Genomic DNA, 21,868 nt, shown 5'->3' with positions numbered 1-21,868 from the left:
AGATCAGAGCATGGAATGAGCGTAGTCGGTGAAGCATTCATCCAGGCATACGGGATGCCGGACCCGAGCGTACCCTGCCGCCTCCGGTTCACACGACCGTGGGACCAGGAGCTCATGAACACGCTGCTCGCGGAGTTCGGCAGCGGCCATTACCGCGATGGCTTCTTCTCCCTGCTGGGCGAGGACCTTGTGAGCGCTGATGCCTTGCTGGAGTCATGGCGTTTCATCCTTCCGGACGAGGTGCCGCGCCTGGTGGTGGGCCGGAACGCCTATGGTGTGCTGCTGGTGATCGAGGACCTGGAGAAGGACGGCTCGCGAAGCCAGCTCTGCGTACTGGACCCGATCCGCGTGTCCTATCACCGCGACGAGAATTGGCGGTTGTTGAACGGGTTGGTCACCTGGCTGCCCACGCACTACCCGAATTTCATGAACGACGCCATCTATCGTGCGCATCGTGCGGAGGGGGGTGAGCGCTTGAGGGCGAACGAGATCCTGGCGATCAAGGCTCCGACCTCATTGGGCGGCGCGTTCGCACCGGACAATTTCCAGGTGGAGGACATGTTCACCTACTTCGCGCAAACGGCGGTGATCTACCAGGAAGCGCTGCGCACGCAACGCGGGCAGGTGCTCTGAGCTGGCAGATCGGTTCAGGCACTTCCGCCGTTCCTTATCCTCCTTCAGACTTTCCCCAGCCAGCCATCCTGGAACTCGAGCTCCAGTCCACGTTCAAGGATGGCGGTGAGACCTTGGGCCCTGGTAGGGGTGAGGTAGTGCTGGGCGTCCTGCAGCAGATACCGGCAGCCTTGCCCTGGCACATGTTCAAGCACCAGTTGGGCACTTCCTGAAGCGCCACAGAAGATGAGCAGCTCCGCACCATCCCGGAATCGCGGATCACCGTCCAACGCGTTCCAGTAGTAGATGCCCCGTTCGAAGCGGTCATCGGGTGCAAAGCCTTCCGGTGGGGCACCGGCGCGGACCGCGTCGGCAGGTACATGACCCCAGGATCGCCAACCGTGCTGCATGGTCACCCATGCGTCAGGTGACCCCATACGATCGAAGGCGATGACATGGAGCCGCCCGGTCCGCGTATTGTCGACATAAGCGTACAGGCCATTGCAGCGTTGATACAGTTCCTGCACATCGCCCGGCACCCAGGACAAGGAGTCTGGCCAGGTGTCCAGGGGATCACCGACGAGCACGCGTTGTTGGGTAGCACCGGGATCGTTGGCGATCCGATGGAGGTGCTCGAGGATGCGTTCGATAAGGACGCTCATGGTCGCGCTTCGGGTGCGAAGATGGGCAGGTCCGACCTATCGAGCACTGGGTCATATATCCGTGCCGCCGCCCACCTTTGCTCATCCACCACCAAGCGACGCGTTCCAACCTCCGGCTCCCACACACCGAAGAACACGGGCATGCTTCTCCGGGTGAACCCCGGATCTTCGCCCGCTTTCCTTCCGTCGGCTTGTTCGCCAGGTTGTCGAGTGCGACCTTGATGTATCTTCATCCGGTGCGCCTCCCGTCCTTCATCATCGCAGCATTCATCTGCTTCGCCGCAAGCGCCCAAAAGTCCTTGGTGGAGTTGCCGATGACCATGCGCAGCAGGCTCCTCTTCATCGAGGTGTACCTGAACGATGACCCGGCGCCCATGCATGTGCTCTTCGATTCGGGTGCGGGCGTGACGGTGGTGGACGATCGGGTGGCACGGGAACGCGGGCTGGTACTGACGGACTCGCTCGCCATCGGCACATCGGGGAGGCCCGTGAAGGCGGCACGCAGTCCGAACAACAGCCTGCGCCTGGGCGAACGATTCGTGCTGGACAGCGTGGAGCTTTTCCTGATGGACCTTGGGCATCTGAGTGCGCACTACAACGTCCCGATCGATGCGATCCTGGGTGTCGACCTGCTGAGTCGCGCCGTGGTGTGCACGGACCTGGATGCGTTGCGCATGCGCGTACACGACCCGAAGACCTATGTGCACAGCGGCAGCAGCGCAGCCATCACCGCGACCGAACTCGACTCGGGTACCTACGGCTTTCTGATGCAGGTGTTGCCTGGTGGGCGGAAGGATACCGTCGAGGTGATGGTGAAGTTGGACACCGGGGCGGACAACCACCTCACGTTCTACAACCACGCGGTGGTGGCGCATGGGCTGATGCGTCCCGGCAAGCGGTACAGGGGCGCGTCGGGTTTCGGCGCAGAGCCCACCATCACACACAACCGCCATGGCAAGCTGGCCCGTGCACGTGTACAAGGGCGTAGCTGGCGTAAGGTGCCCGTGGTGTACCAGGTGGATCCGGTGAATGCAGCTTCACGGCAGGCTTGCGACGGCCTCATCGGCCAGGGGCTGCTGAACGAGTTCAACATCACCTACCACTTGCCGGCGGGCCTCGTGTACCTGGAGCCGAGGCGGTGAAGCAAAGCCGGCCTTCGGCCAATTCACGCTCCTTGAGCCTCCACCCTCCGTCAAATCTGTCTCGCTTTCCAGTCGTTGGCCCGGGACACGGCGTTCTATCCAGGGCTCATCCGGACAACTTGTTCGATCAGTGCTGATCGATGAAGTCGTTGAAGGCCTGTATCGCGATCGGACTGTTGAACAGGGCTTGATGCCCGAGCCCTGGCAATTCAAGGAAGCTGCGCTCCTGGCAATCAGCGCATGCTTCGAGCTGGCTCCGGAAGGTGGGCCAGGAGTACATCTGGATGGGCGAGTCGCTCAGGCCCTGCACGAAGAGGATGTCGGACAGATGCGCACCGGTGAAATTGAGCAACGAGCGCTCCATGTAGGCATCGGGATCCGCCTGCGTGGAGCCATAGGCCTGATACAGGAGGCCGCAAACCTGCCCGGGAGGCAGCTGGCCGCTTTCCTCCAGCTCGCAGCGGTACACCAGGTTCAGCGGTCCGGGCGCATTGGCGATCACGGCATCAACCGCGTGCATCGTATTCAGCCGCGTCACGATGTAGCCACCCTGCGAATGGCCGGCGAGGAAGATCTTGTTCAACGTGATGCCCAGCTCCTGCTCCGCATGGTCGCGCAGCCAGAGGAGGGCCGCTTCCGCATGCTGGATGTTGTCGCCGAAGAGCAGGCCTTCTTCGGGGTAGGCCACGCTCACCAGCAGCATGTCCTCACGGTCCAGGATGGCCGCGAAGGCGTCGAGCGTGTTCTGCGCGGCATCGAGGATCAGGCTGTCGTAGGCCACCGTGCCATGGAAGAGCAGCAGCGCATCGAGCGTATCATTCACGGGTTTGTCGATGATCGCCTCCACGCTCACGCTGTCGGTGCCGACGGTGCGCGTAATGGTGTATGCGCCGGTGCCGGCCGATCCGCCGCCATCATCCGGGGTGGATTCCGGAGCTTCCTCCTTTCGGCATCCGGATATCAGCGCGACAGCGAAGACCGCGATGAGGCATCGACGCGGGAAGAAGGAATGGGCGGACATGGCCACGAAGTTCGCGTTCGTGAGGATTGGGTGGGTGAGACGCACAAGGAACACTCAGGTTCATTCCTGGAACTCGCATGGAGGGAGGCGACCAAGGGATCGGGCTTGCATCGGCACCAGGTGCTTCAACTGCACCACTGCAAGGTGCCTGGCGAACCTCCGCCTCCGGCACCCCGCGGCCCGATGGCCTCACCCCCGGATCATCACCATCATCTTCCCGCGCCTCCTGCCCGTCTTGATCAGGAGCTCCTCCTTGCCCTTGCCGCGACGAAGGATGGCCCGTGCGGTATTCGGCGGGATCCGTCCCTCGTTGTGCGCGATCAATTCCAGCTTGTTATAGCCGAAGCCCAGGTCGAGCCGCAGCTTCATGGGCTCGTGGCTCAAGCAGTGCGCAACGAGCACTGGGAGGTCGTTGAGCAGCACGCTGATCGTATCGCCGTCCACTTCGGCATCGTCCCATAGCGTGAGCGTGATGCGCTGCCGCTTGGCGGTGAGCTTCGGCAGGGTGTCCATGGCGATCTCCTCCAACGAAGGGGCCGCGGGTGCCGGCGGCGGAACCCGCTTCCGGACACCCAGGTGATAGCGGATCACCAGCGCGAGGTTGTCATCGCTCGCCTGCGTGCTGGCCCAGTTGCCATGGAATGAACTGGTGCTGGTCCATGCCGGCGCAGGGTCGAAATGGGTCATGTATCGGAGAGCGAGTTCGAAACGGTCCTTGCCGCTGGACGTGAAGCGGCCTATTTCCGGTGCGATGTAGGGGCGTACATCGCGCAGCGCCACGGTTCGTGTGCTGACGCCGTCCTTCACCGTGTTCCGCTCATCGGCCCGTTGGAAGGTGGCGCCGAAGCCTACGCCGAAGGACCATTGCGAGGGTTCGTTCCGTTTAGGCAGGGTGTGCCACGCCAGCCTGACCTCAGCGTTCTTGGTACTGTGGTACACGCTGCTGGACACGGAGTCCAGTGCCATCATGTAGCCGTTCACACCCCAACCGCCGCCCACACCGAAGCGCAGGCGGTCGCGGTACGTGAAGGAGCTGCCGCCTTCCAGCCGGAAGCCCAGCCATGGATAGCAGAAGGTGCGCAACGCGCTCGTCTTGTCGGAGACCTTGGCCGCCTGCAGGGTGATGTGCAGGCCGCCGAAGAAGCGCGTCTCGATGTCGCGGCCCAGCGCCACGGGTTCGTTGTTCATGTACTTGCCGGCACCGGCGAGCGCACCGATGGCACCCGTGACGAGGCCGCCACCATTGCCACCGCCGCCTTTGATCACGCTCGTGCCGCCCGTGATCGATTGCGCCGCCGCAGCCGAGGTCAGCCCGACGAGCGCAAGCAGGAGAACGGAACGCATGCAAGGAGACATCGCACGAATATCGGGCCGGGTCATGGACCCGCTGGATTGGGCAACAAGAAGAGCCTGGGCCATGAGGCCGTTCGGTATCGGAGTGGAACGGTCTGCGAATCAACCCGGCATCCTGCCCTCCACCCAATCCTTCAAGAGCTTGATCTCGGCCTCGGTGAGCGGCGCCTTCTTGCTCTTGAAGGGCATGAAGCCCATGTGGTCCTGCGGAAGCTGCACGCGGCGCAGGATGTCCTTGGCGTTTTCGCGCACGGCCTCGTAGGTATCCAGCATGATCTTCTTGCCGGTCTCGGGGAAATGGCACGGCGTGCACTTCTCCAGCATGATGGGCTTGATGTCCTTCGCGTAGGACACCGAGGTTGCCGCAGCGGTCGCGCCATCCGGTGTCGCCGCTTTCTTGGAGCTGCCGCAGAACTGCATGGTGACGGAGAGCAGCAGAAGCAAGGGGATGCTGATCCGGCCCGGGATGGTGGTGCCCTTCATGGCGATGCGATGAATGATACGAGACGCCCAATGTAGCAGGCGGTTCTTCAAGAGCGAGCCCCATGAGGGCGCATGGCCGGATCGCGCCGCCCGGCACAGCGCCCATCGCCTTCTGATCCGCTCGATCCTTGATCCGCTAGTGCCGAAGGGCCGAAGCACCTCCTTCGCCCGGCAGAACACGAGCGGTCGCTCATGGCCCGGAATCGGCCGTGCGGGGCAGTGCCAAAAACCTCCCCGGATTCAGGCCGACCGTGGCGCGCGAAGGATGGGGAACCGATTCAGCATCGCGATGCCAGCACCTTGGTCCACGCAGCAAGCAGGCTGGGCTTCCCTGACAGGCTCTTCCTTTTAACTTTCCCGCCGTCAGATTAGAACATCAAAAAGAACAAAGCCGATGAATAGCATGCGATCGATCGCGCTGGGACTGGCCATGAGCCTCTTGTTTGGCTGCGGCGGGGGTCCCGCCTTCAAGGACAAGGTGAATGAGGATGCGTACAAGCGCGTCGAGATGGGCCAGACCTATGAGCAGGTCGTCTTCCAGATGGGAGGATTGGAAGGGCGCAAACTCACAGACGAACTGCACATCTGGGACAACGGCGACATCGAGACCACGACCTATTCCGTGACCGTGAGCTTCGAAGGCGGCAAAGCCGTGCGCAAGACCGCCACAACGCTGAATGAGAAGGGCGAGAAGCTGAAGGAAGAGCGCTATCCGGACATCTAGTCCGCCGGCCTGCGTGCCCCGCTGGGATTGACAGCGGGTCATGAGCAGGCGCATGCTTCTTCCGCAGTCTGACGGGCCGCGCTTGATCAGAGAAAGCTCGTACACCTGCTCACTGCAGCCGCTGCGCTCCTCCAGATCCCTTGTGAGCGAGGTGCGCTATCGGCATCCATGATCAGGCATCACGGACCCCAACCGATGACGCTTCTACCTTGCCTTCATGTCCACCACCTGCTCCGTCTTCTGCGGCCTCAGCCTCGATGGCTTCATCGCCCGTCCCGACGGTGCGCTCGATTTCCTCGAAGGCGATGGCACTGCCGAGTTGGGCGACCACGGCTACGAGGCTTTCGTGTCCGGCATCGATGCCATCGTGATGGGACGCCGCACCTTCGAGGTGGTGCTTGGATTCGGGCAGTGGCCCTACACGAAAAAGGTCTTCGTGCTCAGCAGCGGTGCGGTGGACCTTGCTCGCGTTAAGGAACGCGGTGCCGATGCGGAGCTGCTGAACGCGACGCCGGAAGAGGTCGTTCGGCAGTTGGCCGCGCGCGGCTACGAGCACCTGTACATCGATGGTGGCGGCACCGTGCAGCGCTTTTTGCGGGCTGGCCTGATCGATCGGCTCATCGTCACGCAGGTACCGGTGCTGATCGGGAAGGGCATCCCGCTCTTCGGTCCGCTGGAGAAGGACCTTCGCTGGAAGCTCGTGACGAGCCGCAGCTTCCCGGGCGGGCTGGTGCAGAGCGAGTACGCGCGGCGCTAAAGTGGGGGCGCGGGCTGAAGCGATGGTGGTCTAACCCGATCACCAAACGCACCACAACCGTGTCTCAGTGCCACGAAGGTCAACCCGCTGCACGATGTAGGCGCCGGGTCGCACGGTGCGCGATCCGCCGGAAACCAGATCGAAGCGCTCGATGAGCCGACCGCTCAAGTCAAGCAGCGCTATCGAGGTTGATCCTGCCCCGGTCCAATTGATCCGGTCGTCCACGAGCAGCAGCTCCGCGTTTCGGGCATCGTCAGCAATCGTTGTTGATAGGCATGCGGGCAGGCTCCACTGGAGCAGCTCGGCGTAGACCTCCTCTTCCACGCCGTAGAACGCGCTCGTGGTGCCGAAGCTGTAGGCATTGCCGGGCGTGTACCCGTTGGTGAGGAAGACGAGGCCGAAGTCCGAGGCAGGATCCACGTACAGGTCGCTGATGAGGCCGTAGGCCTCACCGGCATGGCCGAAGAGCGCTGCGCCGGGAAAGACCACATCGCCACCGGGCTGCGCGGTGATGCGGTGCACGCCCAAGCCCCAAGAGCGGAAGAGGCCGTAGTAGTTGTCTCCGTTGCTGCCGTTCCACGTCCACTCGTTGCCCAGCATCAGGGCCACGGTGGCCGGCTGCAACAACACCGTGGCGTCGTAAGTGCCAGCGTTGGCCAGCAGGATGGCGATGCGCGCCAGTTCCAAGGCGCTCACGCGCAGACCACCCTGTGGAGCGAAGAAGAGCCCGTTGCTCCCGATCACGTACTGGCTCAGGTCGGGTGCGATCGGCACCACTCCATTGTAGTTGTCCGACTGCGGCGCGCTGTTGCGATAGAGCACGGCGAGATCGGTCACACCAGGAAGGTCCTGGACATTGTAGCTGCCATGGATCCCGAGTGGAAGGAGCACCTGCTGGCGCATGTACACGTCAAAGCGCTGTCCGCTCAGCGCCTCGATGAGCGTGCCGAGGATGCCGAAATTGGCGTTGCTGTAAGTGAAGTAGGTGCCCGGTGCTTCGGTGCGCCACATGTTGCTGGTGTAATAGTCGCCGCCGGGCACCGCCAGTTCACTGATGGGCGGCGGGGGCGTGGTCCCATAGGTGGCGCTCAGGAAGTCCGCGTACCCGGTACCGTCCTGGAAGCTGCTGGTGTGGCTCAACAGCATGCGATAGGTGATGGGCGTGGCGGGATATGCGGGGTTGCGGAAGCTGAAACCGAGCGTCGTGCTCACATCGTCATCGAGGCCGAAGGCGCCCTGCTCGTACAGGCGCATGAAGCCGATGGCGGTGACGAGCTTGCTGATGCTGGCGATGCGGTAGCGCGTGCTGTCGTCCACATCCAGGTTGAGCGCGAGGTTGCGCTTGCCCGTGTGCACCACGTCCTGCACGGCCGTGCCGCAGGTGGTGACCACGCTCATGCCAATGAGCCCATTGGCGGTGGCGACGCTCTGCAGCTGCTGCTGCAGGTTCTGGGCGTTGGCAGCAAAGGGCAGTAGAGCAAGGAGGGGAAGCGGACGCATCAGGCCGAAGGTAGTTGCTGTCTTCCGTGCGTTCGCTCGTGCGGGTGGCTTACTGATCGATGATGCGCCCGTACCTTGTCCAACACGACCTGTGCATGCGCAACCTCTTGTTCTTCGTCCTCCTTCCCTTGGGTGCTCCACTGCAGGCGCAATCCTATGTTCCGGGCCAGGCCTACTTCAGCGCGAACGGCCATATTGAGTACCGCTGCGGCGACCTTCCATTGGTGATCTCCGTACCGCACGGTGGTGCGTTGGCCCCGGCAGACATACCGGACCGCACCTGCAATGATCCGGTATACGATGTGGACGCCAATACCGTGGAGCTCGGCGACGCCATCGATTCGGTATTCGCGGTCACGGATGGGTGCCGGCCACATGTGGTGATCAACCACCTCGCGCGGCGCAAGCTGGATGCGAACCGGAACCTCGCAGATGGTGCGTGTGGCGATCCACAGGCTGTGCTGGCGTGGCAGGCCTTCCACGCCTTCATCGATAGTGCGAAGGCTCGCGTTACGGCCACAGCAGGCAAGGGCTTCTACCTGGACCTGCACGGCCACGGCCACACCGTGCAGCGCTTGGAGCTGGGCTATCTGCTGTATGAAGATGAGCTGGCGCTCCCGGACGCCACATTGAACACCTCCACCTACATCGATTTCAGCAGCATCCGCGCACTAGCGCTGCAGAACCAGTTGGCGCTCCCCCATGCGGAGCTGTTGCGAGGTCCACTGGCCTTGGGCACGCGGTTGGCCAGCCTGGGCTATCCCTCCGTTCCCAGCCAGCAGGATCCCTTCCCACTGCAAGGGCAGCCCTATTTCAGCGGAGGCTACAATACAGCCCGTCACGGCAGTTACAACGGCGGCGCGATCGACGGGGTACAGGTTGAATGCAACTTCACAGGAGTGCGCGACAGCCCGATGAACCGTGCGCTGTTCGCCGACTCGCTACGGGTGGCGCTCAGCACCTTCCTGACCGATCACTATTTCACGCAGCCGACGAACTGCACGGTCGGACTGGCCCCAGATGACCAGGCACCAACAATCTGGGTGTGGCCGGATCCGGCGGATGATCTCGTGCAGGTGGAGGTCAGAGGCAGGGCCGCAGGTGATGCCGTCCGCATCATTGATGCAAGTGGCCGCACGCAGCGCTATGGAACCACCGGAACGCCCATGGATGTGCGGTCGCTGCCTGCTGGAATGTATATCGCCCTGATAGAGACCAGTGAAGCAATCACGTTCTTCAAGCAGTGAGCGTGGATCATCACGCTTGCGCGTTGGAAGAACCACCGCAGGAGCACCCCCGAAGGCGCGGTGCCTCTGAACGCAGTCCCATCTCCGTGGCGCTCGCTGTGCGGAAGGGCATGGGGTGAGTTCCTCGCTTGATCGTGATGGTCATGCTCGAACACCGATCTTGCGACCGTGACCGATGACCATCCGGGGGCCTATCACCAAGCTCGATCGGACGTCGTACTTCGATGAGGACGGCATCCGCAGGTTGCGGTATTACCTCACCGTGGGTGAACAGCAGGTCAAGCTGGAGATACGCGAGTCGGACCCCCTGGGGCTGAACGTTGGTGACGAGGTGGTGGTGGTGCGCGGATCGGATGGTGTGCAGGTCAGCTCGCTCTACAACGTGCACGCCGATCAAGGATATGGCCCGCAATGGAAGGAGTTGAAGCGTTCGCTCGGTCAGTGGGCCGGTACGCGCGTGATCAGCGGCACCGTGAAGCACAAGGAGCGCAACCGTGCGCGGGACGACCTGTCGCGCGAGGGCTACCACACGGTGGTGTACTTCGTGGTCGAACTGGAGGATGGGGAACGCTTCCTGGTGGACGAACGGGCCGGTGGACCGGTGCGCCCCGGCCATCGGGTGGAAGCGCTCGTGGGGCGCGGCGGCCGTGATGAGTTCGACACGTTCGCCTTCCGCGACCTCACCGCGGGCACGGACAGCATGCCTTCGCCTTGGCCTGCTCGGGTGGCGTTGATCGCGAGCCTGGTCACGGTCGGCTTCCTGGTCCAAGTGGTGCGCACCAATGCCATGGATGGTCCGCGCTGGTTCATGCTCCTGTTGATCCTCGCGGTCCCCGGCGGGTTGTGGTGGATGTTCGCTACCAGTCGGTGGAAGTCGCGACGTGCGCTGGACCGGCTGACCGCTGCGGCTCACGCGGCATAGCTCGCCCAAAGCATCATCGCAGCGATCACGCCCGGCACGATTCAGCAGCCGGTGATTCACGAGCCTTCCAGGCAATCGAGGCCCGGATCACGCGGATGATGATGGATGGTCACCTGTGATCCCTTGGGATACTTCGCGGCCAACCGGTTCGCCGCGCCCGAGTACTTGGATGGGCGTGATGTGGCGAATCCCGAACTTCGGGCCGCATGTCCGCAACCGCCGAACCGCGCAGCACCGGATTCTGGCGCACCATGGTGCTCTACGGCCTGGCCATGGCCGCCTTGGTCTTCGCGCTGAAGTACGCCGAGTACAAGTTCTGGATCCGCGACCTGCGCATGGAGGTGTACATCGGCGTGGTGGCCCTGCTCTTCACTGCGCTGGGCATCTGGGTGGGGAAAAAACTGCTCGAAGGCCGGCAGGCGGCGGCGCCGGTAGCTGCCACGGACCACGCTCCTTCCCAACCGCCGAACAAGGCGGCCATCGCCGACCTGGGCATCAGCGCGCGCGAATTGGAAGTGCTCGGGCTCATGGCCAAGGGCTGCTCCAACCAGGAGATCGCCGACCGGCTCTTCATCTCCCTGCCCACGGTGAAGTCGCACTCATCCAGCCTCTTCGTGAAGCTGGATGTGAGCCGCCGGACCCAGGCCGTTCACAAGGCGAAGGAGCTGGGCATATTGGCATGAATCCGTCCGACCGAAGTATGGATCTTCGCCTTGAGCGTGCCGATCCATACCAAAGGATGAGGGTCGGGCGGCCCCGCCAGCCGTGCTTCGCAGCCAAAACAGCGAACCCATGAACAAGACGGTCCTCACCTATGGCCTCATCGCCGGCCTCATCGTAACGGTCATGATGTGGCTCACCCTCGGCAGCGGCGAGCACGATTTCGACAACGGGCTCTGGATCGGCTACACCACCATGGTCGTGGCCTTCAGCACCATCTTCTTCGCGGTGAAGTCTTACCGGGACAAGCAGAACGCCGGGGCGATCACCTTCGGCAAGGCCTTCCTGATCGGGCTGTACATCACCCTCATCGCCTCCACCATGTACGTGGCCTCCTGGATGGTGCTCAGCGCCACCACCGGGCAGGAATTCATGGCCGAGTATTATGAGCACGAGAAGGCCCGGATGGAGAGCAGCGGCATGCCCGCACCGGAGGTGGAGGCCAAGCTGAAGGAGATGGATGAGATGATGGAGCTGTACAACAACAACCCGGTCTTCAAGGCCGGTATCACCTACACGGAGATCCTGCCGGTGGGACTGTTGATCAGCCTCGTATGCGCGGGCTTGCTGAAGAGACGGGGCGTTGCACAGGCCGGGTGAGAGGCGCGATCGGCGCAGGCATGGCGCAATGGCTCATCCAACCAGGCATCAACGACTCCTGCACCTTCCTGTCGATGAGCAGCACCTCGTCGAGCACCCTGCATGCGCAAGGGCTTATACCCGCATTCGCGCTTCGGAGCCTTCAAAGGCCCGGTATTCCTAAAGGGGCCTGGGGGCCAGTTGCATGAACGAATGCGCAGACCAATGCGGCGGTCCGCATGTAGCGTTAAAGACTCCCATTATCGGCCAGCTGCGGCCAAAGGCATCATAACCTAGATGCCTATTGCTGGAAGCATGCGCGTGAAAAGCTCGGTTCTCCTGGTCCTGGCAATGGTGTTCTTGCTGAGCTCGTTCCATCATGAAACCGTACCGGCCTTCCATGCACAACGCTCAATTCATGCGGATGCGGATCCGTTCGGGTTCGACATCGTGCAGCGCACCTGCGCGCTGGAGGTGGTGATGGAGACACTGGCTCCGGACCGCGTGGAACGCATCGAGAACGAACCCGACGACAGCTTGATGCCAATGCCTTTGGATTCACATCCAGTGGGCGCCCAGCTGGCCTGCCTGCCGCCTCCCCGGTAGTTGTGTTCCTGCTGTTCAGGCCGCAGGTCAAGCTCAAGCGAACAGCCCGCGCGCCTTCGCCATCAACCAAGGAGCCATCGCTGTCACGATCGGCAACAGCGACCAGATGCGGCCCTGCGCAAGGTTGTAGTCGTAGAGCAATTCGCTCCATGGCTTCTTGAATAGGAAGTGCCCGGCCCCGAACTCGAAGGCGAGCGTCATCACCAGTCAGAGCAGTCCGTTGCTCCAAGCCTGCTTCGCATGAGCAGGACCCAGCCATCGGATGCCGATCCAGGTGGCTCCGAGATCCTTGCCGATTGCGCCATTGCATTCTGTTGGATACGTTCGCATCGATGGCCCTTCGTTCGATCACCTCCGTGCTGGTCGCTACCATATGGATTGCCACCAACGAGTTCATCCGCAACCAGTTGGTGCTGGTCGAACATTGGTCTGCGCACTACACGGCGCTTGGTCTGGCCTTCCCCGCGGAGCCGATCAATGGCGCGGTGTGGGGCATCTGGTCGCTGGCCTTTTCACTGGTGATCCTCATCCTCTCGAGGCGCTTCACATTGGTGGAGACCGCGACGCTGGCGTGGGGCATCGGCTTCGTGCTCATGTGGCTCGTGATCGGCAACCTCGGCGTGCTGCCCCTCGGCATCCTTACCATAGCCATTCCCTGGAGCATGGTGGAAGCCTTCGGCGCGGCGTGGATCGTGAAGAGGATTGCGCCTGCCAGCGCTGCTAGTTGAACAGCCCTCGCACCTTCGCCATCCACCATGGAGCCATCGCCGTCACGATCGGCACCAGCAACCAGATGCGGCCCTGCGCGATGTTGTAATCGTAGAACAGTTCGCTCCATGGCTTCTTGAAGAGGAAGTGCCCGGCGCCGAACTCGAAGGCGAGCGTCATGGCGAGCCAGAGCAGGCCGATGCCCCACGCCTGTTTCGCATCAGCTGGACCCAGCCAGCGGATGCCGAGCCAGGTGGCAACGAGGATCAGCGCGCACAGCATCACCGTGCTGATGGCGAGGCCCATGGTGAGCCCGGTGTGCGGGATGATGAACTTGATGCGCACGGTGCCATTGCCGATGGCGAGCGCCATGAGCAGGAACCAGAAGAGGAGGGATTTCCACCACATGGGTCCAACCTAGTGTTCAACCGATTGTGATGGAGCAAACCGTTCGCAAGCGCGTTGCTCCGCCAATCGCTTCAGGTTCTTCAGCTGCACCCGTTGCATCAGCGCATGCACCGGCGGGAAGAGCACCGCGCCCTGCAACCACGCTGACCACGGCGGTGTGCCCTCACCGCGCACACGCGTGACCAACCGCGAGGCGTCGCTGCCGATCGGCTCCAGCGCGAAAGCCCACGTGGTGCGGATATGCCCGCCCATGCGGTCGGCCTCCGCGCCGAGCACCAATGCCTGTTCATGTTGCACCTCCCTCACCGTATAGCCGCCATCCAGCGCCGGGGTCGCGTGCACGGTTTCTCCCACACGGCGTTCGGTCCAATCCGCGCGCAATTGCTCCACGCTGGGTTCTCCGCCGTGGTCCAGCGCATCGATGCTGTACCAGCCGCCGCGGTCGCAGCCCAGTTGCATCAGCCAGGTCCATACAAGCGCGGGCGGCGCCTCGATGTCGATGGCGTGTGTGAGCCGGTAGGGCGCATCGGGGATCAGCGCATCGCCGGGCAGCGCGCGGTCGTCATCCGCGGGAAGGTCCGCCTTGCCCAGTTGCGCCTCCAGGTGCGCCATGGCCGAAGTGCGGATCAAGTGCGAGAACGGACCGATCAGGTGGAAATAGGTCGTCTGCTTTCCCCAGCTCGCCTCGTCCGTTGCTGTGACGCGCAGCTCCAGGGTGATCCAGCTGCCTTGCTCGCGCGGTTCCACATGGATCGACCAGGACACTTTGCCCCAACCGTTCTCGTTGAACGCGGCGAATCCCTGCGGGCTGACATCCTTGAACGGGATCTCCAGGTGCCAGAATTGGCCGACGGCACCCACGACCACTTCTTCACCCGGTCGCTCGTCCAGCAACATGAAGCCGTGACCATGCGAAACGATGTCATCCACACCTAGGCCGCTCTCACCAGCCCTTGGTACGGTCTTGCCCTGCAACCGATCGGGCAGCGTGCGCAGATCGAAGAGGAAACGTACCCACGGGATGGTGGCGCCGTCGAAATGACGGGCCACTTCCCACGCTTGCTGCGGTGGCGCCTTCACCGCGATGCGGTGGATCTCGGTGTGGCGGGGGCGGGGGAGGAAGTGCTGGATGAGCCGCATGTTGGTGAAAATGCTCGTCCGGCCGCATACCCGGACTGACCTCCGTCAGTTCGCTCAGCCTAGGCCCCGGTTAGGTTCGGATCGCTGGATCAACCGATTCCGGCATCCGACCCATGCGCATCCTCATCCTCTACGGCACCGTCGAAGGCCAGACCCGCAAGATCGCCCGCTTCATGGAGGATCACCTGCAGTCCCTTGGTCATGCGGTCACGTGCTGCAACGCCATCGATGAGCCGCCATCGCCGGAGGGCTTCGAGCTCGTGCTGATCGGCGGACCGGTCCACGCGGGGCACTATCCCACGGCGCTCAAGCACTACATCCTGGCGCACAAAGCCGCGATCGACCAACGGCCCAACGCCTTCTTCTCCGTATGCCTGCACATCGTCACGGGGGAGGCCAAAGCGATGAGCGAGGCCCTGGAGGTCGCCCGCGCCTTCACCGACTCCTGCCAATGGCTGCCGTACCGCATCGAGCAGATCGCCGGCGCGCTGAAGTACCTCGAGTACGATTACTTCAAGCGCTTCATGATGAAGATGATCGTGAAGAGCCAGGGCGGCAGCACCGATACCACGCAGGACCACGAGTACACCGATTGGGCGCAGGTGAAGCGCTTCGCGGAGGAGATGGCCGCGATGGTGAAAGAGACTGCCCCAGCCTGAACGGCCCGCAGCCAAGAGGATCCCCGAAAGGTGGGTCCGCATGGCTCCGCAATGCCCGCATTCCGGGGTGATGGCGAAAGCGAAAACCCTGGCGAGGTCCGGGATTGGGAGGAGACCCTGCGGCGGTTTGGATAGAACGAAGGTTATATGGACAAGCAGGAACCACCGCATTTGATTTGTGCCACATACGAACCATGGTCATGAACAACCTCCACACATTGCTGATCGCCACTGCGCTCCCTTCGGTCCTAAGTGCGCAGAGCGTGCTCATCTACCAGAACAGTTTCGTGACACCGCTCACGGCACCGGTAAATGCTTCATGTCAGCAGGACTTCAGTGCCACGCCCGTGAACACCCTTTGGCAGGGTACGGGTTCCGGCACCTTCAGCGGCGCGTTCCAGCAGTCCAATACAGTAGAGACCCTTCTCATCAATGGCCCGGCCGATGTCTACGACGACCCCGCTGCCGCGAACGGGGATTTTTGCCTGGGCATGCTCAACACTAATTTCTTGGACAAGCTGGCCTTGCTGATCGACCGCGAGAGCCTGCCCTTCATCAATATCTCGTTGGACATGTCTGCCATCAATACCACATGCGGTGGTCCATTGACCCTGGGCACGCCCAACTTCCTGGTGGAGGCCCTTGATGCTCCCGGCGGTGTGTTCAACATCAACTCGACCGCTCCGCTGTCGAGCGATACGCTCATCGGCATCGCCCCGAACGCACCGACCGGGGCGGGCAGCTTCGTGTTCAATTGGGCAACGGACATCGGATCCCTGGATGTGGCCGGCAGCACTGACGACTTCGTGGCCATCCGGTTCACGCTGCTGAATACCGGCCTTACGCCCACGACAGCGATCTACGCCGCCTTCGACAACATCTACATCGAGGCTTCCAGTAGCGATGTGATCAGCGGCATCGTCGAACAGGCGCTTGCGCCGATGAACATCTGGCCCAACCCTGCAACGGACCGCGTTACGATCGAAGGTCTTGTCAGTGGCACGCCGGTGGAGATCTTCTCCCTCACGGGACAGCGTGTGGCGGTGCGCATGGCACCTCAAAGCGCCGCGATCGATGTCTCCGGGCTTGCCCCCGGCACTTATGTGCTGCGCACACGCGTGGATGGATCGGTGCGCAATGCGCGGTTCATCAAGTGGTAGAGCGCAGCAGCAGCATTGCCCCAGTTTCCATGGCGCGCGTCATCTGATCGCGGCGCTTTGAGGTGCCATGCGCGCATGGAATGGTGCCGGCAAGAAGAAGGGGCGGAAGCAGAGCGGACGGGTTCCTTTAAGCAGAATCATGGCCATGTGCCCAGTGTCGTCCGCTCAGAGCAGCGGACAGACCGCTGCTGAGGTGGGAGGAGGCTCTGCAATGGTCCAGGATGTGCGCTCGTCTTCACCCGTGCCGGACCATTTCGGGAATGCCACAGATGCGGATCACCACACGGTTCAGATGTTGAGCCGAGCGGCGTTGTTGCGCATCCATGCGATGCACCATTCAGGGAACAGTGATCAACCGATCATATGAGCGATATCCCTTACGGGGGACATGGCGTGAACGATCGACAACGTCGTGACCCATTCAGGGAACGTGGTCAGGACGATCGCTTGTGCCGTGGTCCATTCGGGGGACGCCGCTGCTACGAGCGGCTTAAGCATAGACCATTACGGGAACGCTGCTGAGGTGCGCGCCTTGATCGGGGATATGCCGCAATGAAGCTCGTTCCCCAAATGGAACCTGCGCACCGCACCCATCGTTGCAGCGCCCAACTCCGCGACCATGAACGTTTCCTGCATCCGCGCCGGTGTCAAGGACCTCCCTACCGGCGAATTGATCGCCAAGTCCGTCTATATAGAGGCTTGCATGACCGGCAACCCGCACTTTCCGGCCCCAATGCCCAGCCTCGCAGAGATCGCCGTGGTGCGCACCGCACTCGTGCACTGGCTCAGTGAGGCTGAGGGCGGAGCGCGCGCCGCGGTGGCCACACGCTGGGCCATACATGCGAAAATGGAGCGACTCCTCGTTCAACTCTCCAAATACGTCATGGCCCAGGCCCAAGGCGATATCGACCGGCAGGTTACCAGTGGCTTCGAGCTGCGCAGGCCCCCGCAGCGGATCACGGTCCTCACAGCGCCCGAGCAGCTAGTTGCCAATAGATCGGAACACGAGGGCGCGGTGAAACTCGCTTGGAAGCGCGTGCATGGCGCCCGCGCCTATCAGGTGTTCGTCAACGCGGGCGACGCGCAGTTGGAGGACGACTGGCGGCTGGTGGCCAGCACCACGCGCATCCGCCACGAAGTGCGGCACCTCGAGCCCGGGCGCTACCACCACTTCCGCGTGCGGGCCTTGTTCGCCGCCGGCGATGGGCCCCTGAGCGCGATCGTCGGCCGCCGCGCCTACTAACCCTTGATCCCAAGCCGCCATGCTCGTCCACACCATGACATTGCCGGAGATGGTCGCCGACGCGCGCCGCGACTACAAGGCGCTCTGGAACAAGGTGAACGCCCTGCTGCCGGGCATGCGGCGCATCCACCTGAAGGCCCGCGGAGAGACCATCACGCACCTGGTGCCCTGGACCTCGCCGCGCAAGAACCATTGGCTGCTGCATTTCAGCCTGCGCAAGGCCGGGCCGCTCATGCACCCCCTGGTGTACAGCTACGATGCGAAGGGCCGCCTCTTCGGCCTCATCGTCACGCCCACCGGCAGCAGCTATTGCATCGATAACCACCTCATCCAGCGCTACGGCGAGCGCTTCGACCCCACGGCCAATCCGCTGGACCGCCTGCAGAGCTTCTTCCACGAGAACTTCTTCTACGCCACCGAGACCCTCCACGAGCGCAGCCCCGGCGTGCGCGAGGTGCGCGTGGGCATGAACCACGGCCTGGGCCTTGGTGACTGGGACACGCACACCGACATCATCCACATCCGCACCTTCGTGAGCTTCGGGCAGCTCTTCCCAGAGCAACAGGAACTGATGGAGCGCCTCGATGCGCAGCGCGCCTGGGACAGCCTCACGCGCGGCCAGCAGATGGAACGCCTGGCAAGGGCGAAGCGGGAGGAGGAAAGGCGGAGGGCGGCGTAGTGTGGAGCACTGCCTATGGGTCGCAGGGTCGTCCGCTCAGAGCAGCGGACAGACCGCTGCGGAGGTGGGAGGAGACCCGGCGATGGTCTAACAACGGATGGAGGCACAGAGGGTCACGGCGCGCTTGATAGCGTTCATCCCTTCGTTCATTACTTTGAGCTCCAATGATTGACGGTCTTCCCGTCGCTCAGTTCCGAATGCCCCCCGCCCAACTCACCCTCCTCGACCAGAGCGAGCTTTTGGAGCTCGTCCCGGCCCTGCCCGCCATCGAGGAAGGCGACAACCATGGCGCGGTCTTCACCAAAGCGTGGGTGGTGGACCTGATGCTCGACCTCTGCGATTACCGCGCTCAGCGAGACCTGTCGCACATCCGCCTATTGGAGCCCTCCTGCGGCGATGGAGCCTTCCTCCAGCGGATCGTGAATCGGTTGTCGGATTCGTTGCGCACCCACGGCCGGGCCTTGACCGATGCCCGCGATGCCATTCGCGCCTATGACCTCCAAGGCCGCAACGTGCAGACGGCTCGGCAGCGGATCGCCGAGCTGCTTGTGGCCGAAGGTTGGGCCAACGTGGATGAGATGGTCGCGCATTGGGTACGCCATGCGGACTACCTGCTCGCTGCGGATGGTGCCGACTTCGACCTCGTGATCGGCAACCCGCCCTACATCCGGGCACAGGAGATCCCCGAAGAGCGCCGGGAACGGTACATGCGCCTGTGGAGCACCATGACGATGGGCACCGACATCTTCGTCGGCTTCATCGAGAAGGGACTGCGCTCCTTGAAGCCCGGTGGTCGGCTGTGCTTCATCGTGGCCGACCGCTGGCAGCATAACGCCTACGGACGCAAACTGCGCAAGCTCATCAGCGAACGCTACGCGGTGGACGCCATGTTCGAGATGCACGGCGTGGATGCCTTTGCAGCGCCTGTGTCCGCTTATCCGGCCATCACCATGATCCGGAACGGGAACCAGGGTCGCGTGCTCTACGCTTCAGCCCAGGCTGCGCTGGATGCGCATGGTGGCGAACGCTTGAAGGATTGGTTCACGAGGGAGACGCCCGGCTCGGTCGCCGACCCGATGTTCTCCGCCTGCGTGCTGCCCGATTGGTTCCGCACGGAAGAGATCTGGCCGAGCGGTTCGCCCGAAGTGCTCGCCTTCCTGGAGGACATGACCGAGCGGTTCCAGCCCTTAGAGGACACGGCCACGGGCACCAAGGTCGGCATCGGCATCGCCACCGGTGCGGATGATGTGTTCATCACCGATGATGCGCACGGCGTGGAACCCGATCGGCTCATTCCCTTGCTCACGTCGGCGGACATCACCACCGGTCGCGTGCAATGGCAGGGCGAGTACCTCGTGAGCCCTTGGGATGAAGAAGGCCAGTTGGTGGACCTGATGGCCTACCCCAAGCTCAAGGCCTACTTCCTCCAACATGCCGCTGTGCTCAAGAAGCGCCACGTGGCCCAGAAGCAGCAGCACCGCTGGTACGCCACCATCGATAAGGTGCACCGCGGCCTGCGCGAACGGTCCAAGCTGGTGTTGCAGGACATGAGCAGCACCATCTCGCCGGTGCTCGATACGCAGCACTACCCGCACCACAACCTGTATTGGATCACCAGCACCGGCTGGGACCTTGAAGTGCTCGGCGGCCTGCTGCTCTCCGAAGTAGCCGAGCTCTTCGTGCGGGCCTATGGGGTGAAGATGCGCAACGGCACCATGCGCTTCCAATCGCAATACCTGCGCATGATCCGCGTACCTGCGCCCGGCAGTTTGAACGATGACCTGCGCAACGCGCTCAGGCAAGCCTTCCGCGACCGCGACAGGGCGGGTGCTACACGGGCGGCACTCCTGGCGTATGGACTGAACGCACTTCCCCGTTCCACGAGATGAAGAAGGACCCGCGCAAGGAAGTGCTCGCGCTGTGGAAGCTGCGCAGCAAGGCGGAGAAGAAGGCCCGCGAAGGAGGCAGCAAGGACCTGGGCCTGCGCGCCGGTGTCACCTCGGGCCGTCATCTGGATCCGCTCTCTGAGCTGGTCCGGAGCATCTTTATCGATGCCGGTATGCCGCCCGAGGGCGTGCATTGCGGCGGCCGCAACCTGGAGATCCCCGGCTTCTACCGCCCGCAGAAGAAGTGGGACGTGGTGGTGGTCCACAAGGGCGTGCTGGTGGCGGCCGTGGAGTTCAAGAGCATCCTGGGCAGCTACGGCAACAACATGAACAACCGCACCGAGGAATCCCTCGGCAACGCCACCGACCTGCTGGAAGCCGCCGAGCAAGGGCTCATCGGCACGCGACCGCCGTGGCTGGGCTTCGTGTTCTTCATGCAGGACGACGACAAATCGCGCGGCGGTGGCAAGAGCCTCAAGCAACCGCACTTTCCGTTGGACGATGCTTTCGTGGGCGCCACCTACCAGCAGCGCGCGGCCATCTGGTTGCGGCGCTTGCTCATGAAGCGGCTCTACAACGCTGCATGGTACGCCGTGGTGAACCCCAAGCAAGGTGTTAATGGCGTGCGTGAACCCGATGCGGACCTAAGCTGGGCCAAGTTCGAGGCGGCGATACGGGGGAGGGTTGGGGAGGTGTTGGCGTGAGGCTATGTGCAGGCGTAATGCGTGGTGACGCATTCGTGTTATCCGGCGTGGGCTTCTGAGCGCCGATACGGGGAATATTCTCTACGTTCGACATGTCGAAGTAGCATGGAACAGGCTTGGCAACTGATATTGATGATAGCGTCGGTGGTTGCTGCCACAGCCTACGTGCTAAATGCGTTCCATAAGCAGAAAAAGGAACTGGAAGGGAAGATCCAGGACTTAGAGAAGAAGGTCGAAGCACACCAAGACGTGTACGACGTGCTAAAGCGCACGATGCTTGAGGGGTTGAAGGAGAAGTTTGACCCTGCAACCAAAAACAAGAAACTGAAGAACTCATGAGCTCCTTAACTCAAGGGCAGAACGAGCGGCTTCAGTACCTACTGTACCGCATCAATCAAAACCAAGCGACCGCAACGGAGCAACGGGAGTACTTGGATCTCCTCTATACCGGTGGTTACGTGTCCGAATCGGACTACCGTGCCAACCTTGCTCAATTACCACAGGTGGGTCCATCATTTGGGGAAGCCCTAGTGGGGATTGGCGTTGCTGTCTTACTGGGGATGGCGATCTCTGAGCTAATCAAGGGACGGAAGCAATGAGTGCTTCAAGTGTTGAATAGACCTGCGGAACTAATGGAGCACACCCAATGGGCCAAGGATGCCGACCTACCGGCCTTGGCCGAGCAGCACCGCGATGCCCTGGCCGAGGAGATGGCCGACATTGCCATCCTGCTCACCTACCTGGCCCATGACCTGCGCGTGGACCTTGAAACCGCAGTGCGCGAGAAGTTGGTGAAGAATGCCGCCAAGTACCCTGTGGAGAAGGCGAAGGGGGTGGCGACGAAGTATGATCGGTTGTAGCCAACTGCTCAGAGCAGCGGCTAGCCGGCTGGGGAGGTAGAGATCCTGATTGGAGTTGGGGCATATCGGTCGACAGGAAGCCCTGAGCAGGAA

General features: G+C 62.6%; 26 protein-coding genes. 18 read left to right on the top strand and 8 right to left on the bottom strand.

Annotated elements, in window-relative coordinates; genetic code table 11:
* Positions 1-114 precede the first annotated feature (114 nt).
* Positions 115-633: a hypothetical protein gene (locus tag IPK70_15230; protein ID MBK8228511.1), complete on the top strand. Its 519-nt coding sequence runs from the start codon at positions 115-117 to the stop codon at positions 631-633.
* 44 nt (positions 634-677) lie between these two features.
* On the opposite strand, the gene IPK70_15225 is transcribed toward IPK70_15230, so the two are convergent.
* A complete protein-coding gene (locus IPK70_15225; GenBank protein MBK8228510.1) occupies positions 678-1,274 on the bottom strand; it encodes a hypothetical protein in 597 nt (198 codons plus the stop codon).
* 236 nt (positions 1,275-1,510) lie between these two features.
* Between IPK70_15225 and IPK70_15220 the strand changes: the two genes are divergently transcribed.
* Positions 1,511-2,416, top strand: a complete 906-nt coding sequence (locus tag IPK70_15220) for a clan AA aspartic protease (GenBank protein ID MBK8228509.1) — start codon at positions 1,511-1,513, stop codon at positions 2,414-2,416.
* A 127-nt stretch (positions 2,417-2,543) separates the two neighbouring features.
* On the opposite strand, the gene IPK70_15215 is transcribed toward IPK70_15220, so the two are convergent.
* From IPK70_15215 to IPK70_15205, 3 genes are all read right to left on the bottom strand, one after another.
* Positions 2,544-3,437 (bottom strand): alpha/beta hydrolase fold domain-containing protein, encoded by an 894-nt coding sequence (locus IPK70_15215; GenBank protein ID MBK8228508.1) that lies wholly within the window; start codon positions 3,435-3,437, stop codon positions 2,544-2,546.
* Positions 3,438-3,626: 189 nt separating this feature from the next.
* Positions 3,627-4,781 carry a hypothetical protein gene (locus IPK70_15210; protein ID MBK8228507.1) on the bottom strand — a complete coding sequence of 385 codons (1,155 nt, stop codon included), beginning with the start codon at positions 4,779-4,781 and terminating at the stop codon, positions 3,627-3,629.
* Positions 4,782-4,892: 111 nt separating this feature from the next.
* A complete protein-coding gene (locus IPK70_15205) occupies positions 4,893-5,273 on the bottom strand; it encodes a hypothetical protein (GenBank protein MBK8228506.1) in 381 nt (126 codons plus the stop codon).
* 403 nt (positions 5,274-5,676) lie between these two features.
* On the opposite strand from IPK70_15205, the gene IPK70_15200 reads away from it, so the two are divergent.
* On the top strand, positions 5,677-5,997 hold the full coding sequence (locus IPK70_15200; GenBank protein MBK8228505.1) for a hypothetical protein: 321 nt from the start codon (positions 5,677-5,679) through the stop codon (positions 5,995-5,997).
* Positions 5,998-6,214: 217 nt separating this feature from the next.
* Positions 6,215-6,754, top strand: a complete 540-nt coding sequence (locus tag IPK70_15195) for a dihydrofolate reductase (GenBank protein ID MBK8228504.1) — start codon at positions 6,215-6,217, stop codon at positions 6,752-6,754.
* A gap of 39 nt (positions 6,755-6,793) precedes the next feature.
* On the opposite strand, the gene IPK70_15190 is transcribed toward IPK70_15195, so the two are convergent.
* Complete coding sequence (locus tag IPK70_15190; protein ID MBK8228503.1) at positions 6,794-8,254, bottom strand: serine hydrolase; 1,461 nt, start codon at positions 8,252-8,254, stop codon at positions 6,794-6,796.
* Positions 8,255-8,349: 95 nt separating this feature from the next.
* Here IPK70_15190 and IPK70_15185 point away from each other — a divergent pair, with 95 nt between their 5' ends.
* The 5 genes from IPK70_15185 (at position 8,350) to IPK70_15165 (ending at position 12,328) form a co-directional block, all read left to right on the top strand.
* Positions 8,350-9,501 (top strand): T9SS type A sorting domain-containing protein, encoded by a 1,152-nt coding sequence (locus tag IPK70_15185; GenBank protein MBK8228502.1) that lies wholly within the window; start codon positions 8,350-8,352, stop codon positions 9,499-9,501.
* A 175-nt stretch (positions 9,502-9,676) separates the two neighbouring features.
* A complete protein-coding gene (locus IPK70_15180; protein MBK8228501.1) occupies positions 9,677-10,423 on the top strand; it encodes a hypothetical protein in 747 nt (248 codons plus the stop codon).
* Between the two features lie 206 nt (positions 10,424-10,629).
* The gene (locus IPK70_15175) at positions 10,630-11,106 is read left to right on the top strand and encodes a DNA-binding response regulator (protein ID MBK8228500.1); all 477 of its coding nucleotides are present in this window, start codon (positions 10,630-10,632) and stop codon (positions 11,104-11,106) included.
* A 109-nt stretch (positions 11,107-11,215) separates the two neighbouring features.
* The gene (locus IPK70_15170; GenBank protein MBK8228499.1) at positions 11,216-11,743 is read left to right on the top strand and encodes a DUF4199 domain-containing protein; all 528 of its coding nucleotides are present in this window, start codon (positions 11,216-11,218) and stop codon (positions 11,741-11,743) included.
* 276 nt (positions 11,744-12,019) lie between these two features.
* Positions 12,020-12,328: a hypothetical protein gene (locus IPK70_15165; GenBank protein ID MBK8228498.1), complete on the top strand. Its 309-nt coding sequence runs from the start codon at positions 12,020-12,022 to the stop codon at positions 12,326-12,328.
* A 33-nt stretch (positions 12,329-12,361) separates the two neighbouring features.
* Here IPK70_15165 and IPK70_15160 read toward each other — a convergent pair whose 3' ends face one another.
* On the bottom strand, positions 12,362-12,529 hold the full coding sequence (locus IPK70_15160) for a hypothetical protein (GenBank protein ID MBK8228497.1): 168 nt from the start codon (positions 12,527-12,529) through the stop codon (positions 12,362-12,364).
* Positions 12,530-12,660: 131 nt separating this feature from the next.
* Here IPK70_15160 and IPK70_15155 point away from each other — a divergent pair, with 131 nt between their 5' ends.
* Positions 12,661-13,056 carry a hypothetical protein gene (locus IPK70_15155; GenBank protein MBK8228496.1) on the top strand — a complete coding sequence of 132 codons (396 nt, stop codon included), beginning with the start codon at positions 12,661-12,663 and terminating at the stop codon, positions 13,054-13,056.
* Here the strand turns inward: IPK70_15155 and IPK70_15150 are convergent.
* Together IPK70_15150 and IPK70_15145 are read right to left on the bottom strand one after the other, a co-directional pair.
* Positions 13,049-13,444, bottom strand: coding sequence for a hypothetical protein (locus IPK70_15150; GenBank protein ID MBK8228495.1), 396 nt, complete (start codon positions 13,442-13,444; stop codon positions 13,049-13,051). The genes IPK70_15155 and IPK70_15150 overlap by 8 nt on opposite strands.
* A gap of 9 nt (positions 13,445-13,453) precedes the next feature.
* A complete protein-coding gene (locus IPK70_15145) occupies positions 13,454-14,584 on the bottom strand; it encodes an SRPBCC family protein (GenBank protein MBK8228494.1) in 1,131 nt (376 codons plus the stop codon).
* A gap of 113 nt (positions 14,585-14,697) precedes the next feature.
* Here IPK70_15145 and hemG point away from each other — a divergent pair, with 113 nt between their 5' ends.
* The 8 genes from hemG (at position 14,698) to IPK70_15105 (ending at position 21,775) form a co-directional block, all read left to right on the top strand.
* On the top strand, positions 14,698-15,243 hold the full coding sequence (gene hemG, locus IPK70_15140; protein ID MBK8228493.1) for a menaquinone-dependent protoporphyrinogen IX dehydrogenase: 546 nt from the start codon (positions 14,698-14,700) through the stop codon (positions 15,241-15,243).
* Positions 15,244-15,443: 200 nt separating this feature from the next.
* Entirely contained in the window at positions 15,444-16,403 is a 960-nt protein-coding gene (locus IPK70_15135; GenBank protein MBK8228492.1) for a T9SS type A sorting domain-containing protein, read from the top strand.
* Between the two features lie 619 nt (positions 16,404-17,022).
* Complete coding sequence (locus IPK70_15130) at positions 17,023-17,646, top strand: fibronectin type III domain-containing protein (protein ID MBK8228491.1); 624 nt, start codon at positions 17,023-17,025, stop codon at positions 17,644-17,646.
* 19 nt (positions 17,647-17,665) lie between these two features.
* Complete coding sequence (locus IPK70_15125; protein MBK8228490.1) at positions 17,666-18,325, top strand: hypothetical protein; 660 nt, start codon at positions 17,666-17,668, stop codon at positions 18,323-18,325.
* 197 nt (positions 18,326-18,522) lie between these two features.
* A complete protein-coding gene (locus IPK70_15120; protein MBK8228489.1) occupies positions 18,523-20,214 on the top strand; it encodes an Eco57I restriction-modification methylase domain-containing protein in 1,692 nt (563 codons plus the stop codon).
* On the top strand, positions 20,211-20,915 hold the full coding sequence (locus IPK70_15115; GenBank protein ID MBK8228488.1) for a hypothetical protein: 705 nt from the start codon (positions 20,211-20,213) through the stop codon (positions 20,913-20,915). Before IPK70_15120 ends, IPK70_15115 begins: the two co-directional genes overlap by 4 nt.
* Before the next feature lie 105 nt (positions 20,916-21,020).
* Positions 21,021-21,254 carry a hypothetical protein gene (locus IPK70_15110; GenBank protein ID MBK8228487.1) on the top strand — a complete coding sequence of 78 codons (234 nt, stop codon included), beginning with the start codon at positions 21,021-21,023 and terminating at the stop codon, positions 21,252-21,254.
* Between the two features lie 293 nt (positions 21,255-21,547).
* On the top strand, positions 21,548-21,775 hold the full coding sequence (locus tag IPK70_15105) for a hypothetical protein (protein MBK8228486.1): 228 nt from the start codon (positions 21,548-21,550) through the stop codon (positions 21,773-21,775).
* Positions 21,776-21,868 lie beyond the last annotated feature (93 nt).

The organism is Flavobacteriales bacterium (assembly GCA_016712535.1).
Taxonomy (GTDB): Bacteria; Bacteroidota; Bacteroidia; order Flavobacteriales_F; family PHOS-HE28; genus PHOS-HE28.
This window is presented reverse-complemented; position numbering and strand designations above follow the sequence as displayed.

Excerpts from the sequence above, each read along its gene's own strand:
- IPK70_15120 (MBK8228489.1), top strand. The coding sequence starts at position 18,523 with ATGCCCCCCGCCCAACTCACCCTCCTCGACCAGAGCGAGCTTTTGGAG.
- IPK70_15200 (MBK8228505.1), top strand. The coding sequence starts at position 5,677 with ATGCGATCGATCGCGCTGGGACTGGCCATGAGCCTCTTGTTTGGCTGC.
- IPK70_15105 (MBK8228486.1), top strand. The coding sequence starts at position 21,548 with ATGGAGCACACCCAATGGGCCAAGGATGCCGACCTACCGGCCTTGGCC.
- IPK70_15115 (MBK8228488.1), top strand. The coding sequence starts at position 20,211 with ATGAAGAAGGACCCGCGCAAGGAAGTGCTCGCGCTGTGGAAGCTGCGC.
- IPK70_15145 (MBK8228494.1), bottom strand. The coding sequence starts at position 14,584 with ATGCGGCTCATCCAGCACTTCCTCCCCCGCCCCCGCCACACCGAGATC.
- IPK70_15215 (MBK8228508.1), bottom strand. The coding sequence starts at position 3,437 with ATGTCCGCCCATTCCTTCTTCCCGCGTCGATGCCTCATCGCGGTCTTC.
- IPK70_15170 (MBK8228499.1), top strand. The coding sequence starts at position 11,216 with ATGAACAAGACGGTCCTCACCTATGGCCTCATCGCCGGCCTCATCGTA.
- IPK70_15125 (MBK8228490.1), top strand. The coding sequence starts at position 17,666 with ATGCTCGTCCACACCATGACATTGCCGGAGATGGTCGCCGACGCGCGC.
- IPK70_15180 (MBK8228501.1), top strand. The coding sequence starts at position 9,677 with ATGACCATCCGGGGGCCTATCACCAAGCTCGATCGGACGTCGTACTTC.
- IPK70_15160 (MBK8228497.1), bottom strand. The coding sequence starts at position 12,529 with ATGACGCTCGCCTTCGAGTTCGGGGCCGGGCACTTCCTATTCAAGAAG.
- IPK70_15135 (MBK8228492.1), top strand. The coding sequence starts at position 15,444 with ATGAACAACCTCCACACATTGCTGATCGCCACTGCGCTCCCTTCGGTC.
- hemG (MBK8228493.1), top strand. The coding sequence starts at position 14,698 with ATGCGCATCCTCATCCTCTACGGCACCGTCGAAGGCCAGACCCGCAAG.
- IPK70_15230 (MBK8228511.1), top strand. The coding sequence starts at position 115 with ATGAACACGCTGCTCGCGGAGTTCGGCAGCGGCCATTACCGCGATGGC.
- IPK70_15110 (MBK8228487.1), top strand. The coding sequence starts at position 21,021 with ATGGAACAGGCTTGGCAACTGATATTGATGATAGCGTCGGTGGTTGCT.
- IPK70_15165 (MBK8228498.1), top strand. The coding sequence starts at position 12,020 with ATGCCTATTGCTGGAAGCATGCGCGTGAAAAGCTCGGTTCTCCTGGTC.
- IPK70_15175 (MBK8228500.1), top strand. The coding sequence starts at position 10,630 with ATGTCCGCAACCGCCGAACCGCGCAGCACCGGATTCTGGCGCACCATG.
- IPK70_15195 (MBK8228504.1), top strand. The coding sequence starts at position 6,215 with ATGTCCACCACCTGCTCCGTCTTCTGCGGCCTCAGCCTCGATGGCTTC.
- IPK70_15190 (MBK8228503.1), bottom strand. The coding sequence starts at position 8,254 with ATGCGTCCGCTTCCCCTCCTTGCTCTACTGCCCTTTGCTGCCAACGCC.
- IPK70_15155 (MBK8228496.1), top strand. The coding sequence starts at position 12,661 with ATGGCCCTTCGTTCGATCACCTCCGTGCTGGTCGCTACCATATGGATT.
- IPK70_15205 (MBK8228506.1), bottom strand. The coding sequence starts at position 5,273 with ATGAAGGGCACCACCATCCCGGGCCGGATCAGCATCCCCTTGCTTCTG.
- IPK70_15185 (MBK8228502.1), top strand. The coding sequence starts at position 8,350 with ATGCGCAACCTCTTGTTCTTCGTCCTCCTTCCCTTGGGTGCTCCACTG.
- IPK70_15130 (MBK8228491.1), top strand. The coding sequence starts at position 17,023 with ATGAACGTTTCCTGCATCCGCGCCGGTGTCAAGGACCTCCCTACCGGC.
- IPK70_15225 (MBK8228510.1), bottom strand. The coding sequence starts at position 1,274 with ATGAGCGTCCTTATCGAACGCATCCTCGAGCACCTCCATCGGATCGCC.
- IPK70_15210 (MBK8228507.1), bottom strand. The coding sequence starts at position 4,781 with ATGCGTTCCGTTCTCCTGCTTGCGCTCGTCGGGCTGACCTCGGCTGCG.
- IPK70_15150 (MBK8228495.1), bottom strand. The coding sequence starts at position 13,444 with ATGTGGTGGAAATCCCTCCTCTTCTGGTTCCTGCTCATGGCGCTCGCC.